The following is a 15,714-nucleotide window of genomic DNA, read 5'->3' on the forward strand; positions in this document are numbered from 1 at the left end:
TGAAAGGGGGTTATACGAATGGGTGAATGGAAGGAAAAGAAAAACAGGGCACCAGATCTAAAATACCTGGAACGTGAAAGCCTGAAAAAGGGCGATTCGGACACAGGGACAGCTGCGGATGTTGAGTTAGTCATGAAAAAATATGACCGCGAGTCCAACACGCGCGTCTGGCAGGGGAAACCAGCATCGATCATCCGGTGGCTGTCGGTATTATTTTCCGTTTACAGCATTTATGTGACGCTTTTCAGTACCGCCTTGCCGGAAATCCGGTTGTCGATGTTTCTGGGAATGATTCTGATTCTCGGGTATCTGCATTATCCGATTCAGAAGGGAGACGGACGCATCAACCATATGCCGTGGTACGACTGGGTTCTGATGGCAGTGGGGGCGGTTCCATTTTTCTATTTTGCGGCGAACGCGCATGCGATCATTAAGCTGGCGACGCGGGTCACGAAGAATCCGGTTATGGTGCTGATGGCGATTCTGGCGGTGCTCTCGCTGATGGAACTTTGCAGGCGTTGTGTGGGAATCCCGATTCTCTGTGTGGTCGGTGCACTGCTTGTATATACATTTGCGACGGTGCGTTTTGGAAAGGTTATTTATGATTTATTTTACACGACGAGCGGCGTTATGAATACGCCGATCAATGTCTGTGCAAAATATATTGTGGTCTTCATCATTTTCGGGGCGTTTCTGGAACGGACGGGGATCTCGAATTTCTTTATCGACCTGGCGAACTGTCTCTGCGGTTCCTCGGCGGGCGGTCCGGCGAAGGTGGCGGTTATCTCCTCGGCGCTCTGCGGGATGGTATCGGGATCTTCGGTTGGAAATACTGTCACAACGGGTTCGGTCACGATCCCGATGATGAAAAAATGTGGTTACCGCCCGGAATTTGCCGGAGCAGTGGAGGCGGCTGCTTCGACCGGCGGGCAGATCATGCCGCCAATCATGGGCGCGGCAGCATTCCTGATGGCAGAATATATGGGCGTGCCGTATGCGACGGTGGCGCTGAAAGCGATTCTTCCGGCAGTGCTGTATTTTGCGGGTATTTATATCGCAGTGCATCTGGAGGCACAGAAACTGGGACTTCGTGGAATTCCGCGGGAGGAACTGCCGCAGATGCGGGTGCTGATGAAACAGATCTATCTGCTGGTACCGTTGATTGTGCTGGTGGTGCTGGTATCGACAAATACATTTACGATGCAGTTTTCTGCGTCGGTAGCGATCTTTGCCGCGATTGCGGTCGGTGCTCTGAACCGGAATAACCGGATCACGCTGAAAAAGATTGTGGATGCGCTGGAGGCAGGCGGACGCGGCACGATCACGGTGGCGGTTGCCTGTGCGATGGCGGGGCTGGTGGCTGGATGTATCACATCGACCGGTCTGGCATCGAAGCTGATCACGGCAATTGTGGCAGTTTCCCAGGGAAAACCGCTGATCGCGCTGTTCCTGACGATGTTATGCTGTATCGTGCTTGGCATGGGCGTTCCGACGACGGCAAATTACTGTATTATGGCGGCGACCTGTGCGCCGATTCTGATTGCACCGGAGATCGGGATCAATCTGGTCTGCGCGCATTTCTTTGTTTTCTATTTCGGAATCGTGGCGGATATCACACCGCCGGTGGCATTGGCAGCTTATGCGGGTTCCGCGATCGCGAAAGCGCCTCCGATGAAAACGGCGCTCAATGCGACGCGGCTGGCGGTTGCCGCTTTTATCGTGCCGTATATTCTGGCATTTAACCCGGCGATGGTATTCATCGACACGAATGCACTGCAGGTTGTGCAGATCTGCATCACCTCGCTGCTCGGTATCTTCGGGATTGCGGCGGCGCTTAACGGTTTTCTGTTTGGATGGCTGTCCGTTGTAGAGCGGCTGGTTTTGATCGTGGGCGGTCTGTGCATGATGGATCCGGGCGCATGGACGGATCTTCTGGGACTTGTGTTGGTTGGCGGTGTGACATTCTGGCAGAAGAACCATGGATTGGAGAAAGATGCGGAGACGGGTGTTGGATGAATGAATTTGCATTGCAGTTTACATAACGTGTAAACTGTGATGTGAAGTGTGTGTAAACGTAGACCGCACAGGCGCAGGCATGTGCGGTCTTTTGTGGCATAGGAAACTTCGGGCGGTTTCAGCAAGGTATGTTTTTTGTTTCCGGTGGGATGTTTGCAAACCAGAGGCTGTGAATCGGGCGGTAGCGAATCGATTTTAAGATAATTTTCACAAATTCACTCTGGAAATATCGGGTGGAATATGGTTAAATAGTCAATAGAGTTTTGCCACCCAAAAGAGTGTAGAAGGAACGGAAAGGAGAAATACCAGGATGGATGAGAATAAAGAGTTGGTAGAGACAATGGAGGACTATGCCGAGGAGCTGGAGGCGTCTTTCAAGCGTCTGCATGAGGGCGATATTGTGACTGGCACGGTTGTTGCAGTGACGGACGACCAGGTGCTGGTGGATTTGAAATATTTTGCTCAGGGCGTGATTGACCGTGAGAATCTGAGCAATGATCCGGATTTTAATATGAAAGAAGAGATTCAGCCGGGCGACCTGCTCACGGCAACGGTAATTCAGACCGACGACGGCGAGGGCAATGTCGTTTTATCCCGCAAGGAGGCGAATGACAGGATGACGTGGGAACATTTCCGTCAGCTGCTCGATGAGCGCACACCGCTTGAGGTTACTATTTCCGAGGTCGTAAACGGCGGTGCGGTTGCGATGGTGGAAGGCGTGCGCGGCTTTATACCGGCGTCGAGACTGGATGCAGCGTATGTCGAGGATCTGGACAGCTGGAATGGAAAGAAGATTCCGGTGCTGGTGATTGAGGCGGATGAGGAGAAGAAACGTCTCGTCCTGTCCGGCAGAGAGTTGGCGAGAGAAAAACAGGATGCGGAGAAGAAGAGCCGGATTGCGCGTTGTGAGACCGGCGCGATCATGGAAGGAACGGTCGAGACAATCAAGCCATACGGCGCGTTTGTTCTGCTGGAAAATGGCTTAAGCGGACTGGTACACGTTTCCCAGATGAGTAAAAAGCGCGTGGAGAATCCGGGTGCAGTCGTAAAGGTGGGACAGAAAGTGACGGTGAAAATCCTGTCTACCGCAAATGGCAAACTAAGCCTTAGCATGAAAGAGGTAGAGCCGGACGAAGCGCCGGAAGAGGAAGTATTTAATTATCATGAGTCAGGCGAGGCGACAACCGGGTTTGCTGAGCTGTTAAAGGGCTTTAAATTTGACTAAATAGCAGTAAAGGAGAGGGAAAATTGAATATCCCTGAGACGTATAATCAGCTTGACCAGTGGACGACAGTCATGTTTCTGTACAATTCTGCCCTGAAAGCGATTAACACGAAAATTGAAATTCTAAATAACGAGTTTATTCATTTATATAATTACAATCCGATTGAGCACATCAAATCGCGCCTGAAAACACCGGAGAGTATCGTCAAGAAGCTTAAACGCGGTGGACATGAGGTGACGATCCCGAACATGATTGAGCATCTGAGCGATATTGCGGGCATCCGTATTATCTGCTCGTTCAGCCCGGATATTTACCGAATCGCGGAGATGATCGCGCGTCAGTCGGATGTGACAGTGCTGGTGGTGAAGGATTATATCAAGAATCCGAAGCCGAACGGCTACAAGAGTTACCATATGGTTGTGACGATCCCGATTTATCTAAGCGATGGTCCGGTGGATACGAAGGTGGAGATCCAGATACGGACGATAGCGATGGATTTCTGGGCAAGTCTGGAACACAAGATTTATTATAAATTTGAAGGAAATGCGCCGGATTATCTGGAGCAGGAACTGAAAGCCTGCGCGGATATGGCGGATATGCTGGATAATAAGATGTTTTCCCTGAATCAGGCGATCACGAAGATTGCGGAGGAACAGGCGAAGGAGAAGGAAGCTGCGAAAGTGGCGGAGGAAATGAAGAAAGCAGAGCGGGAGGATGTGCCCGCGGGGAACGAGCAGGAGCCGAAAGACGGGAAACGGAGCGGGGAATCTGCGTCCGGGAACCGGAAAGAAGCCGGAGAGTAAGAGACGAAGAAAATGAAGATACGCAGGCGGATGGGTGAGACAAAGCAGATTGTTCAGGTAAATGGGGGGAATATTCTGCTGTTTGAGCTGGCTTTCCGTTTGCTCACGCTGCCGCTTCTTTTGCAGGCAGTGGCGGCGCTGTTCCGGCTGTCGGTGCGCGCGTCTGGCTACAGTTATGTGACGGTCAGCAATCTGGTTTCCTACCTGCTGCGGCCGGTTACGATCGCGATTCTGGTTTTGATGGCAGCGATCCTACTGGTGGGAGTTTCCATCGAGGCGGCGGGACTTCTGGCGGCATATCAGGCGGCGGCACTCTCGCGGAAAATGAGCGCTTTTTCGATGTTTGCGGCAGGCATCCGTCTGACGGTATCAGAGATCCGAAAGCGGAATCTGAGGTTGTTTCTGGTGCTGGCGGTTCACGGCCTGGTGCTTCATTCATTTTTGATTTACCGGATGTTATGTCATGTGAAGGCGGTCAAATTTATCCTTCCAGCGCTTCTGGCGGAGAACTGGGGGCGGCTTTTACTGGTTGGCGTGATTGTTGGCGCGGTTGTGATTTCACTTCCGACGATTTTTATCTGTTTTGGCTGTATGCTGGAGCAGCGGTCGTTTCGGGGCGGATTTCTGCGAAGCAGGGAGCTGCTGCGCGGTAATCGGGTACAGGTAGTTGGGACGCTTGTTTTGTGCAATCTGGCAGTTACGGCGGTAACGGTGGTGCTCTATCTGATTGCGGTTGTGATTGTGGCGGTGTTTGCTGTCTGGTTTGCGGACCGGCGTCTGGAATTGATTCTGGTTTTAGAGGCGCGCGACCGGATCGAGATGGTTTTGATGCCGCTCATGAGCATCGCGCTGATGTCGGTCAATTATGGCGCATTGACGGTGTTATATGTGCAGCTGGACCGGAAACGTCAGAACAAAGAGCGCTGGAAGTTTGAAGCTGGCGAACATGCGGGTCTTCCGTGGATGAGCCGCCGCAATCGGATGGCGGCGCTGGCACTTCTGACGGCATTGAGCGCCGGAGCAATGTACGACGCTTTTTACCGGGGCAATGTGCTGGCGGCGGATCAGCTGAGGGAAGTGCAGCTCACAGCGCATCGGGGCGCATCGACGAGCGCACCGGAGAACACGATGCCTGCGATGGAGGCAGCGGTCGATCAGATGGCGGATTTTGCAGAGCTGGATGTGCAGGAGACGCGGGATGGTGTGCTGGTATTGTTCCATGACAGCACTCTGGAGCGGATCGACGGGACGCGGCGGACGATCCGATCGCTTTCCTGGGATGAGCTGCAGCAGGTAGATGCCGGTGGCTGGTATTCGGAGCAGTACAGCGGGACGCGGATTCCGAAGCTGGAGGACGTTATCGAATATGTCAGGGGACGGATGATGCTGAACATCGAGATCAAATATGCCGGCGCGTCCAGCGATCTGCCGGAAAAGGTCGTGGACTGTATCCGGGAGAATGATTTCGTGGAACAGTGCGTCGTGACATCGACGAGTCTTTCTTATTTAAAGCGGGTGAAGGCGGCGGATTCGGATATTTATACGGGCTATATCCTGTCGGCAGCATATGGAAGCTATTACGAGGATGATGCGATCGATTTTATCAGCCTGATCTCCAGTTCAGCGAACCGGAAGCTGGTCGAGCGCGTCCATGCCTGTGGTAAGGAGGTTCATGTCTGGACGGTCAATAAAAAGAGTGAACTGGAGCGAATGAAGATGATCGGCGTCGATAACATCATCACCGACCGGCCGATCCTGGCGCGGGAGGTCATTCTGGGCGAGGAAAATGCGGAGAATCTGCTGGCGCGGCTGAGGGCGCTGCTGCGGTAAAGAAAGATTACAGGAAAAATAAAAATCAGGAGAAAAACATGAGATTTGTACTACAGAGAGTCAAACACGCGAGTGTAAAGGTAGACGGCGAGCTGATCGGCTCGATCGGCCGTGGATATATGGTGCTGATGGGCGTCAGCGACACCGACACGGAGGAAATCACCGACAAAATGGTGGATAAAATGTGCAAGCTGCGTATTTTTGAGGATGAGAACGGCAAGACGAACTGTTCGCTGGCGGATGTGGATGGCGAGATCCTGCTGATCAGCCAGTTTACTTTGTACGCGGACTGCAGCCACGGAAACCGCCCGGGCTTTACGGGTGCGGGAAATCCAGAACTGGCGAACCATCTCTACGAACACGCGCTGGCGCGCTGCGCCGGACAGGTGCGGAAGGTCGAGCACGGTATTTTCGGGGCAGATATGAAGGTCGAGCTTTTAAACGATGGACCATTTACGATTCTGCTGGATAGTGATACGATAGTGAAAAAGAAATGATTCGCAAAAGGAGGAAGGATATGTCAGTAGCGAAAGAACAGAGAGAAAAACTGATCTGGGAATTTCCTAATATTGGAAAGAAAGCCCCGGAGCAGGAGGAAAAGGCATTTGCATATTGCGAGGGATATAAGGAGTTTTTAAATGTGGCAAAGACCGAGCGTGAATTTGTGCGCGAGGCGGTGCTCCGCCTGAAAGAGGCTGGTTATGAGGAGTTCGAAGAAGGAAAAATCTATCAGCCGGGCGACAAGGTATACCAGATCAACCGCAAGAAAGCGCTTCTGATGAGCACGTTCGGAAAACGTCCGCTGGAGGACGGCGTCCGCATTAACGTGGCTCACATCGATTCCCCGCGCCTGGATCTGAAACCGAACCCGCTGTATGAGAAGGCAGAGGCGGCATATTTCAAGACCCATTATTACGGCGGCATCCGCAAATACCAGTGGGCGACGATCCCGCTGGCGATGCACGGCGTTGTGATTTTAAAGGACGGTACCTCGATGGATATTTGCATCGGCGAAAAAGAGGGCGATCCAGTCTTCTGCGTGACCGATCTGCTTCCGCATCTTGCCGCACAGCAGAATGAGCGGAAACTGAAAGACGGCATCAAGGGCGAAGAATTAAATATCATTGTTGGATCCCTGCCGTACCCGTGCGAGGAAGAAGACTCGATCAAGGAGCCGGTCAAGCTGCTGGCGCTGTCGATCTTAAATGAGCGCTTCGGCATGACGGAGAAGGATTTCCTGCGTGCAGAGATCGAATTTGTGCCGGCAGTAAAAGCAACGGATGTCGGTCTGGACCGCAGCCTGGTCGGCGCTTACGGACAGGATGACAAGGTGTGCGCGTACACGGCACTGACCGCAGAGATGAAAGCCAAGTCCCCGGAATATACGACGGTTACGATTCTGGCAGATAAAGAGGAGATCGGTTCCGTTGGAAATACCGGCTTAAATTCCGATTTTACCCTGCATTATATCGAGGGACTGTGCAAGGCAGGAAATGTGGATGTCCGCAAAGTGCTGAAGCATTCTCTGTGCCTGTCGGCGGATGTCAATGCGGCGTATGACCCGACGTTTGCGAGCGTATTTGAAGAAAAAAACTCCTGCTATCTGAATAAGGGTGTCGTTTTGACGAAATATACGGGTGCGCGTGGCAAATCCGGCAGTAACGACGCGAGCGCGGAGACGATGGCGAAAGTGATCCAGATCATGGATGAGGCAGGCGTATACTGGCAGATCGGCGAGCTGGGCGCAGTAGACGTCGGCGGCGGCGGCACGGTTGCCCTGTTTGTGGCTGGCATGGATGTAGATGTTGTGGATATGGGTGTTCCGATTTTATCCATGCATGCCCCATTTGAGCTGGCATCGAAACTGGATATCTATAACACATATCTGGCATTTGCAGCATTTTGCAGCTAAAAAATAGCCAGAAAATTCCGTCAGGAAAGACAAAACGTTTTTTTCTGGCGGAATTTTTTATCAAATAATTCATATCCGGTTTCCTTAAATTGGGAAAAGTGATGAACTATGAAAAAAGAGTTGCTGAAAATATAAAATATTGAAAAATCGCTTTTGCGACAGGCTGGTTTGTGGTATGATGATTGGTAAGACATACGTGCAGATATATCATATGTGCGTTTGAAAGCCAGGTGCCGGATGGCGCAGGCAGGAAATTGAGAGATAGAGGACGACTAAATGAAGAGATGGAAAATAGCAGGCATCTGTCTGGCGGTTGCGGTAGCAGCAGCGGCATCTGGATGCGGAAAAAAGACAGGGACTGAGACGACCGCAGCAGAGAGCACGGCAGCAGAGACAGAGGAGTATGTCGCAGAGAGCAGCGTGAAGCTGGGCGAGTACAAAGGCATCGCTGTGACCGTGACCGAGGCATCCGTGACGGACGAGGAAGTAGAAAACCAGATTCAGCAGGTGTTGAATTCAAAGGCCGAGTACCGCGAGGTAGACCGGGCAGCTCAGATGGGCGATCAGGTCAACATTGACTATAAGGGGCTTTTAGACGGCGAGGCATTTAAGGGTGGTACCGCTGAAGGATATGATTTGACGCTTGGATCCGGCAGCTTTATCGATGGATTCGAGGATGGGCTGGTCGGCGCTGTGAAGGGCGATCAGAAAGACTTAAACCTGACCTTCCCGGATTCGTATCCGAACAACCCGGATCTGGCAGGTAAGGAGGTTGTATTTGAGGTAACGGTCAATGCGGTCAAGGAGCGCTCCGTTCCGGAACTGACGGATGAGTTTGTTGCTTCCGTATCACCGGATGATGGAACCGTGGAGAAATACCGTGAATCCACCCGTGAGAACCTCTTAGAGCAGAAACAGCTCTCGATTGACAATCAGAGAGATACGGATATTCTGAATGCGGTTGTGGACAATTCAGAGGTTGTATGCTCGACTGCATCGATCGACGAGGCATATGATACACAGTTAAAGGCATACACCAACATGTTATCCTCCTACGGCGTCGATCTGGCGACCTATGCGGGCATGATTGGAAGCGATGAGGACAGCTTCAAGCAGGAGATCCGCCAGGAAGCCAAGGAAATGGCGAAACAGTCCCTCGTTTTAAATGAGATTGCGAAGCAGGAAAATATCACGATCGACGATTCGGACAAGGAAGCACTGGCGAAACGCTACGGCTACGAGAGCCTGAAGACGATGCTTCAGAATGACAACATCGATCAGAAGATGGTGGACGATACGGCACTGATGCAGAAGACACTTGATTTTCTGGTAGAAAATGCCAAGATCACCGTCAGCACTGAGGAGAACAATGCGGCGCTGAATACAGAAGCAGCCGAGGACGAGGCGGAGTAGAAAGCGTCTCATAAAAATACAGATAAGGGGATAGACATATGCAGATTTTATACGACAGAATCCGTAAAGATGGAATCGTAAGAGCAGGAAATGTATTGAAAGTGGATCGTTTCCTGAATCACCAGATGGATATTCATCTGTTCCAGGAGATCGGCAAGGAGTTTAAACGCCGTTTTGAGGGTGAGGAGATCAACAAGATCCTGACGATCGAGGCGTCGGGTATTGGTATTGCCTGTATCGTAGCCGAATATTTTGATGTTCCGGTTGTATTTGCCAAGAAAACAAAGACGAAAAATATTGCCGGAGAAGTGTATACAACGAAGGTTGAATCGTTTACCCATGGCACTGTATATGATATTATTGTGTCCAAGGAGTTCCTTGGAAAAGGCGATAAGGTTCTGGTTATCGATGATTTTCTGGCAAAGGGCAAGGCATTAGACGGTCTGACCACTTTGATTCAGGATTCGGGAGCAGAATTAGTTGGTGCGGGCATTGTCATTGAAAAAGGTTTTCAGGACGGCGGCAAACGCATCCGTGATAAGGGCATCCGCGTTGAGTCACTGGCGATCGTAGACAGCATGAATGCAGAGACCGGGGAGATCGTATTCAGAAATGAAGATAAATAAAAAAGCATTGTTTTTTGATATTGATGGAACATTGTTTAGTGAAAAATTAAGGCAGGTACCGCAAAGCGCGGTGCTTGCCTTAAAAAAAACAATGGAAAAGGGAAATTTGACATTTATTAATACGGGGCGGACCTGGTGCCAGACGTCCAAAATCCGGGAGGAAGCGCCGGTAAACGGGCTGCTCTGTGGCTGTGGTACCTATATTTCCGTGGATGGAAAGACACTCTATGACCAGAGAATTTCGCCGGAACGGGCGGAGAAACTGAAAGAGGATATTCTGCGGTTCCGGATGGATACAGTGATGGAGGGCGTGGACGCCTGCTTTTTCCGGCCAGATGGGGTGCAGACCGAAACGATGCGGGCGATCCGCTCGATTCTCGACCAGAGCGGCTCGGTTTCGGCGAAGAACTGGTCGGATCCGTCCTTTTCGATCAGTAAATTTTGCGTGGCAGTCGGAGCAGACAGTGATCCGGCGGGATTTTTTGAGACACTTCGGGATTTTGAGGTGATTGACCGGGGCGGCGGCTTCTATGAGTGTGTGCCGATGGGGCATTCTAAGGCGAGTGCGATCGAGTGGATTTTGAAGCAATATGGGATCGCGCTGGAGGACGCGTGGGTCTTTGGAGACAGCATGAACGATCTGTCGATGTTCCAGTATGTGCCGAATGCGGTTGTCATGGGAAAACACGATGCCGGGCTGGAGTCGTATGCGACGTTTACGGCGAAGACCGTGGAGGAAGATGGGATTTACCGGGCGATGGAAGAGCTGGGGCTTTTGTAAGGAAGCAATGGTTTGGTGTTTGATATATATGTATAAAGAGTGAAATTTGTGTGGATGTGTGGAGTTCAGAGAAACATCCTGTGGAGAGAAGTTTAAGGAAAGATTGACCTGGTGGATGTCTGAGACTTGAAATGCTCAAGATTGTGGATAGTTGAGACAGAACTAGAATGAAAGGGCGTTGGATAAAGATATATGAATTATGAGAAATCGGAAAAATATGAAGTTCTCAAGCGGTATTTCGGATATGACAGCTTCCGCGAAGGACAGGAAATACTGATTGACGGGATTCTTGATGGGCGTGATGTGCTGGGAATCATGCCGACGGGCAGCGGAAAATCACTGTGTTATCAGGTTCCGGCATTGATTCTTCCGGGAATCACGCTGGTGGTGTCACCGCTGATTTCTCTGATGAAGGATCAAGTCACGGCACTCAATCAGGCGGGCGTCCACGCGGCGTATCTGAACAGTTCGCTGACGACGGCACAGTATTATAAGGCGCTTGGGTATGCGCGCGAGGGGCGTTATCCAATCATTTACGTGGCGCCGGAGCGTCTGATGACGGAGACATTTCTTGATTTTGCGATGCACGTGGATATTGCGATGCTGGCGATCGATGAGGCGCACTGCATTTCCCAGTGGGGACAGGATTTCAGACCGAGTTATTTGAAGATTGTTGATTTTATCGAGAAGCTGCCGAGGCGTCCGGTGGTCAGTGCTTTTACGGCGACCGCGACCAAGGAGGTCCGGGACGATATCATCGACATTTTGCAGTTACAGAATCCGGTGATGCTGACGACGGGATTTGACCGGAAAAACTTGTATTTTGCAGTGGAGACGCCGAAGGACCGCTATGCGGCAATCCGGGCATATCTGGAGGCGCACCCGGGGCAGGGAGGGATTATTTACTGTCTGACCCGCAGAAATGTTGAGGAGATCTGTGAGAAGCTGATCCGGGATGGATTTTCAGTGACGCGTTACCATGCGGGACTTTCCGATGCAGAGCGGCAGAAGAATCAGGATGATTTTATCTATGACCGGGTTCCGGTGATGGTGGCGACCAATGCGTTCGGCATGGGAATCGACCGGTCGGATGTACGGTTTGTCCTGCACTGCGGGATGCCGAAGAACCTGGAAGCCTACTATCAGGAGGCAGGACGTGCCGGGCGTGACGGCGAACCGGCGGAGTGCATCCTGTATTATAGCGGGCGGGATGTGGTGACGAACCAGCTTTTTATTGAGCGGAACCAGGACAATCAGGAGCTTGACGACTATACGCGGCAGGTGGTGCTGGAACGTGACCGGGAACGCCTGAAAAAGATGACATTTTATTGTTTTACGAATGAGTGCCTGCGTGATTATATCCTGCGGTATTTCGGCGAATATGGAAGTAATTACTGCGGAAACTGTTCGAATTGTATGACGCAATTTGACACGATCGACATTCAGGCGGCGGCAGAGAGTCTCTTAGGCTGTGTGCAGTCGTGCGGACAGCGCTATGGAACAACGGTGATTCTCGACACGGTGCACGGGGCGAATACGGTTAAGATCCGCAATTACCGGATGGATGAGAATCCGCATTATGGGGAGCTGGCGAAGGAGAGCGTCGTGCATCTGCGCCAGATGTTTAACTTCCTCCAGGTGGAGGAGTATCTGTTTGTCACGACGGATGAGTATTCGATTGTCAAATTGACGGAAAAAGGTGCTGCTTTCCTGGAAGCACCGGAACCAATCGAGATGAAGATGGCGAAGGAGCGGGAGAAACAGACAGCTGGAAGCAGCAAAAAGAGCCGCCGGGGCGCGAAACTTCCAGCCGGGGCAGACGAATTTACGGAGAAGGAAGAGACGCTCTTCGAGGCACTCCGCGCGCTGCGCCGCGAGATCGCATCCGAGGAAAAAGTGCCGCCGTATATCGTATTTTCTGATAAGACGCTGACGCATATGTGTATTTTAAAACCGGTCACGAAAGCGGAGATGCTGGAGGTGTCCGGCGTGGGTGCGTATAAGTTTGAAAAATATGGAGAACGGTTTCTGGAATGCGTGCGGAAGTTCTTAGGACAATAAGCGGGAATCCTCGGCAATTCAATTACCGAGATGAAAGCGCAGTAGTGTGCATATCTGCACAATGCAAATAGTATAATAATTCTCATCCTTTGATAGTAATGCCGTAACCGGCATACAATAAAAACGAAAATACGTTCGAATAATGGTTGCGCATTACATTTCGATATGATATACTATATGTATGAAAGAAAATCTTATACATTATAGGACTTGTGTGTGTAATATTAACTACCATATGGTTTGGTCGGTGAAATACAGACGGAAGATATTAACCCCAGAAGTTGAGAAATACCTACAGGAACTCGTGCAGCAGATAGCTGACGATAAAGGTTTTACCGTTCATTTATTTGAATGTAGTGAAGGTGATCATGTTCACTGTTTTGTATCAGCTCCACCAAAGCTGTCAATAACAGCCATTATCAAGTATCTGAAGGGGATCACAGGCAGGAAATTATTCGAACGTTTTCCGGAAATAAGAAACCAGTTGTGGAAGGGAGAACTGTGGAACCATTCCTATTATGTGGAAACGATCGGATCCGTATCTGAGGAAAATATTCGCCGTTATATTGAACATCAGAGCAAGTCGTATTAATTCAATGTGAATTGTAAATATTCATATGCATGGCTGTCTGAAGGGGGGAGGAGAATGCTGTTGTCTCACAGAACATCGGTTAATATCCGGCCGGAATATTCTAATATTATAGGGCATATGTGTTACGCTGCTTCCAAGCTCTGGAATGTCTGCAACTATGAACGTCGTCGATATAAAGAATTGGGGCTGGAGAAGTATCCTGACTGGTATTATCAGAAGAAAGCGCATAAAGGAGATCTGTGGTATAGACAGCTTCCATCCCAGACAGCGCAGGAGACCTGCAAGCAGCTGGATAAAGCCTGGAAATCATTTTATGCCCTTAAAAAGACCGGTGGGATCAAAGATCCAAATCCGCCGCGATTTAAACAGGACAATATACCAATCACTTACATGCAGATGGGAATCCGGCACGAGAAAGGTTCCGACCAATTACGGCTGTCTCTGTCAAAGGATCTGAAAAGCTATATGGAAGAAACTTACGGGATTCATGAAAAATTTCTATATCTTGAAAATAAGATTTTCAGGAACATGGATCACATAAAACAGCTGCGGATCTATCCACCGGAAGATGGAAAATGTGACCTTATCGTTATTTATGAGATCAAAGAGCCAGAACCGCTTTCCCTGAATGGTCATTATTTATCAATTGATCTTGGAATTCATAATCTGATGACCTGTTATGATTCCGGAAATGGAAGGAGTTTTATTCTAGGAAGAAAATATCTTTCGCTGGAAAGATACTTTCACAAAGAAATCAGCAGGGTTCAATCAATATGGTATGCACAGCAGGTGGAAAACGGCATAAAATATCCCCGATCATCGAAACACATCAAAAGGATTTATCGGAAAAAACAGAACGCAGTAAAGGATTACCTTCATAAGGTGACCAGATGGCTTGCAGAATACTGTAAAAAAGAAAGGATAAGCTGTGTAATCATAGGAGATATCCGAAATATCCGTAAAGGAAAAGATATAGGGCACAAGACAAACCAGAAGTTTCACGGACTGCCGTATAATAAACTTTATATCATGTTGGAATATAAACTAAAACTGTATGGAATATCACTGACAAAACAGGAAGAAAGCTATACCAGCCAGTGCAGCCCGTTTTCACCAGAACTATCAAAAAGATATGCAGAAGCATCAAACAGAAAAGAGCGTGGCATGTATATAACGGATGGAGTAAGATATAATGCGGATGCAGTAGGAGCATTTAATATCCTGCGTAAATATCTTTCCGGATCCGGAAAACAGAAAGAACTGTCCGTAACCGGACTAAAGAATCCAGAAATAATAAAAGTAGCTGTATAGCCGAAAGGTAAGCAGTAGTGGTGTCATGGACGCACCCTGAAAAAAGGCGGTATCCCGCCAGATTTCAGATGCTCTGGTAACTTAGTTACCGAGTAGTTCACAGTCTTAGTATCGGGTGTGTGTTCTGTTTGTGAGAAAAAAATGCCTGGAGAAAAGACAGAAAAATAAAAAAATATACATATGATGACAGATTTTATCTTGTTAAACGCCACATTTTCTAGTATAATAAGGGTATCAATCCATGGATGGAAGTGACTGTGAACATGGAACTTTTAGAAGCAGTTTCAAACATTTATGAACACCTATTTAGATGGAGAAGGGGGCGTTTTTATGGAGAAAAGTTATACAAAGATCTACACAACTGGAGCGACAGTACCGTTAAAGATTCGGCCAGGACATTTCGCAACAAACCATGCACATATCAATTATTACATTGATGTGACGACCCTGAAAGCGAGAACGAAAGAGGCGGAGGAAGTTGCACAGGCGCTGGTTGGCATGTATCTGTATGACACCGTGATCGACACGATTGTCTGCATGGAGGGCACGGAAGTTATCGGTGCTTTTCTGGCGGAGGAGCTGGCAAAGGGCGGTTTTCTCTCGACGAACGCGCACAAATCTATCTATGTAATCAGCCCGGAGTTTAACAACAACAGCCAGATCATTTTCCGTGACAACCTGATTCCGATGATCCGCGATAAACATGTGATGATCCTGATGGCATCCGTGACGACGGGACGTACCTTAAATAAGGCAGTTGAGAGCATCCAGTATTACGGTGGTATCTTACAGGGCGCATCGGCGATTTTCAGTGCGATGGATTCGCTGGATGGTGTGCCGATCAAGTCAGTCTTTGGCAAGAAGGATTTACCGGATTATACGTATTCAGATTACCGTGACTGCCCGCTCTGCAAGGCAGGAAAGAAGATTGATGCGCTGGTAAATACGTTTGGATATTCGCCGATGGGGTGATGCGGCGATCGGAAGCTGCTTCGTTTGATGAATACAGGATTTGTAAAAGCCGGATCGTTGAAATGAAACGCGATCCGAATGCGGGTGCTGCATGGCGGCATAGAAAGCATTATTGAGAAAGAGATAGATTTTACAAGGTTTGAGAACAGATAGTGGATACCGCAAAACCACA

At 49.5% G+C, this 15,714-nt stretch carries 13 protein-coding genes; all 13 read left to right on the forward strand.

What is annotated here, in order from left to right:
• The first annotated feature begins 18 nt into the window (after window positions 1-18).
• The 13 genes from DW931_RS07580 to DW931_RS07640 all read left to right on the forward strand — a co-directional run bounded on the left by DW931_RS07580 (window position 19) and on the right by DW931_RS07640 (window position 15,542).
• Window positions 19-2,016 carry a TRAP transporter permease gene (locus DW931_RS07580; RefSeq protein WP_182429125.1) on the forward strand — a complete coding sequence of 666 codons (1,998 nt, stop codon included), beginning with the start codon at window positions 19-21 and terminating at the stop codon, window positions 2,014-2,016.
• A 310-nt stretch (window positions 2,017-2,326) separates the two neighbouring features.
• Window positions 2,327-3,241 carry a S1 RNA-binding domain-containing protein gene (locus DW931_RS07585; protein ID WP_107000639.1) on the forward strand — a complete coding sequence of 305 codons (915 nt, stop codon included), beginning with the start codon at window positions 2,327-2,329 and terminating at the stop codon, window positions 3,239-3,241.
• A 71-nt stretch (window positions 3,242-3,312) separates the two neighbouring features.
• Window positions 3,313-4,044, forward strand: coding sequence for a GTP pyrophosphokinase family protein (locus tag DW931_RS07590; protein WP_333489802.1), 732 nt, complete (start codon window positions 3,313-3,315; stop codon window positions 4,042-4,044).
• Window positions 4,045-4,056: 12 nt separating this feature from the next.
• On the forward strand, window positions 4,057-5,874 hold the full coding sequence (locus DW931_RS07595) for a glycerophosphodiester phosphodiesterase family protein (RefSeq protein WP_107000637.1): 1,818 nt from the start codon (window positions 4,057-4,059) through the stop codon (window positions 5,872-5,874).
• Between the two features lie 38 nt (window positions 5,875-5,912).
• Window positions 5,913-6,371: a D-aminoacyl-tRNA deacylase gene (gene dtd / locus DW931_RS07600; RefSeq protein WP_022359969.1), complete on the forward strand. Its 459-nt coding sequence runs from the start codon at window positions 5,913-5,915 to the stop codon at window positions 6,369-6,371.
• A 20-nt stretch (window positions 6,372-6,391) separates the two neighbouring features.
• A complete protein-coding gene (locus tag DW931_RS07605) occupies window positions 6,392-7,786 on the forward strand; it encodes an aminopeptidase (protein ID WP_022359970.1) in 1,395 nt (464 codons plus the stop codon).
• A 276-nt stretch (window positions 7,787-8,062) separates the two neighbouring features.
• A complete protein-coding gene (gene tig / locus DW931_RS07610; RefSeq protein WP_107000635.1) occupies window positions 8,063-9,199 on the forward strand; it encodes a trigger factor in 1,137 nt (378 codons plus the stop codon).
• 38 nt (window positions 9,200-9,237) lie between these two features.
• Complete coding sequence (locus tag DW931_RS07615; RefSeq protein ID WP_022359972.1) at window positions 9,238-9,825, forward strand: xanthine phosphoribosyltransferase; 588 nt, start codon at window positions 9,238-9,240, stop codon at window positions 9,823-9,825.
• On the forward strand, window positions 9,812-10,606 hold the full coding sequence (locus DW931_RS07620; RefSeq protein ID WP_233430207.1) for an HAD family hydrolase: 795 nt from the start codon (window positions 9,812-9,814) through the stop codon (window positions 10,604-10,606). The genes DW931_RS07615 and DW931_RS07620 overlap by 14 nt, the downstream gene beginning before the upstream one ends.
• A gap of 192 nt (window positions 10,607-10,798) precedes the next feature.
• Entirely contained in the window at window positions 10,799-12,667 is a 1,869-nt protein-coding gene (gene recQ / locus DW931_RS07625; RefSeq protein ID WP_107000634.1) for a DNA helicase RecQ, read from the forward strand.
• A gap of 175 nt (window positions 12,668-12,842) precedes the next feature.
• Entirely contained in the window at window positions 12,843-13,259 is a 417-nt protein-coding gene (tnpA, locus tag DW931_RS07630; protein WP_107000633.1) for an IS200/IS605 family transposase, read from the forward strand.
• Between the two features lie 6 nt (window positions 13,260-13,265).
• On the forward strand, window positions 13,266-14,570 hold the full coding sequence (locus DW931_RS07635) for a transposase (RefSeq protein ID WP_243015216.1): 1,305 nt from the start codon (window positions 13,266-13,268) through the stop codon (window positions 14,568-14,570).
• A 330-nt stretch (window positions 14,571-14,900) separates the two neighbouring features.
• Window positions 14,901-15,542, forward strand: a complete 642-nt coding sequence (locus DW931_RS07640) for a hypothetical protein (protein WP_022359975.1) — start codon at window positions 14,901-14,903, stop codon at window positions 15,540-15,542.
• The last annotated feature ends 172 nt before the right edge of the window (window positions 15,543-15,714 follow it).

The sequence above is a fragment of the Clostridium sp. AM43-3BH genome (assembly GCF_003479985.1).
Taxonomy (GTDB): domain Bacteria; phylum Bacillota; class Clostridia; order Lachnospirales; family Lachnospiraceae; genus Otoolea; species Otoolea fessa.

What these genes read in the sequence shown, in the direction of transcription:
- DW931_RS07580 (WP_182429125.1), top strand. Translation starts at nt 19, where the DNA reads ATGGGTGAATGGAAGGAAAAGAAAAACAGGGCACCAGATCTAAAATAC.
- DW931_RS07585 (WP_107000639.1), top strand. Translation starts at nt 2,327, where the DNA reads ATGGATGAGAATAAAGAGTTGGTAGAGACAATGGAGGACTATGCCGAG.
- DW931_RS07590 (WP_333489802.1), top strand. Translation starts at nt 3,313, where the DNA reads ATGTTTCTGTACAATTCTGCCCTGAAAGCGATTAACACGAAAATTGAA.
- DW931_RS07595 (WP_107000637.1), top strand. Translation starts at nt 4,057, where the DNA reads ATGAAGATACGCAGGCGGATGGGTGAGACAAAGCAGATTGTTCAGGTA.
- dtd (WP_022359969.1), top strand. Translation starts at nt 5,913, where the DNA reads ATGAGATTTGTACTACAGAGAGTCAAACACGCGAGTGTAAAGGTAGAC.
- DW931_RS07605 (WP_022359970.1), top strand. Translation starts at nt 6,392, where the DNA reads ATGTCAGTAGCGAAAGAACAGAGAGAAAAACTGATCTGGGAATTTCCT.
- tig (WP_107000635.1), top strand. Translation starts at nt 8,063, where the DNA reads ATGAAGAGATGGAAAATAGCAGGCATCTGTCTGGCGGTTGCGGTAGCA.
- DW931_RS07615 (WP_022359972.1), top strand. Translation starts at nt 9,238, where the DNA reads ATGCAGATTTTATACGACAGAATCCGTAAAGATGGAATCGTAAGAGCA.
- DW931_RS07620 (WP_233430207.1), top strand. Translation starts at nt 9,812, where the DNA reads ATGAAGATAAATAAAAAAGCATTGTTTTTTGATATTGATGGAACATTG.
- recQ (WP_107000634.1), top strand. Translation starts at nt 10,799, where the DNA reads ATGAATTATGAGAAATCGGAAAAATATGAAGTTCTCAAGCGGTATTTC.
- DW931_RS07640 (WP_022359975.1), top strand. Translation starts at nt 14,901, where the DNA reads ATGGAGAAAAGTTATACAAAGATCTACACAACTGGAGCGACAGTACCG.